At 47.4% G+C, this 620-nt stretch carries 1 protein-coding gene; it reads left to right on the top strand.

Annotated features, from left to right (window positions below; translation table 11 throughout):
* Positions 1–620 (top strand): sensor histidine kinase KdpD (locus tag A3754_RS04695; RefSeq protein WP_197468462.1); only part of this gene is annotated, 620 nt, incomplete at both ends.

Below are 620 nucleotides of genomic sequence, written 5' to 3' on the forward strand. Positions count from 1 at the left end.
CATTCAGTTGTTCTGGCCGAGCAGGTGCGTGAGCGGACTCAGGACTTACGTGATGTAAACCAGAAACTACTGGAAGAAATAGAAGAGCGTCGCCACATAGAAATGCAGCTACGCGAAGCACGGGAAAAAGCGGAGCAGGCGAACCTTTCTAAAACACGCTTTGTTGCAGCGGTGAGCCATGATTTGATGCAGCCACTGAATGCTGCTCGGCTCTTCACCAGTGCGTTGCAGGAAAAGCCAGAGAATATGACGTTTCAGCTCGCTCATATCAGCACAGCGCTGACTGATCTTGAATCACTCATTACTACACTTTCAGATGCTTCAAAGCTGGATGCCGGAGTAGTAACGGCTGAGCTCGAAGTTTTTCCATTAAGTCGTTTACTGGATGTTCTAGCTGAAGAGTTTAGGCAAATCGCGCAACAGAAAGGTCTGCGATTTCGTTATGTTCCTTGCGCATCCTTGGTTAGATCTGATTCACAATTATTAAGCAGAATCCTTCGTAACCTGTTATCTAATGCGGTTCGTTATACAGAAAGTGGCTCGATCTTACTGGGTTGCCGGAAACGCGATGAGGGGGTTGAGGTTGTGGTCACTGATACCGGAATAGGTATTCGTGATGA

Source organism: Alcanivorax sp. HI0083 (assembly GCF_001635175.1).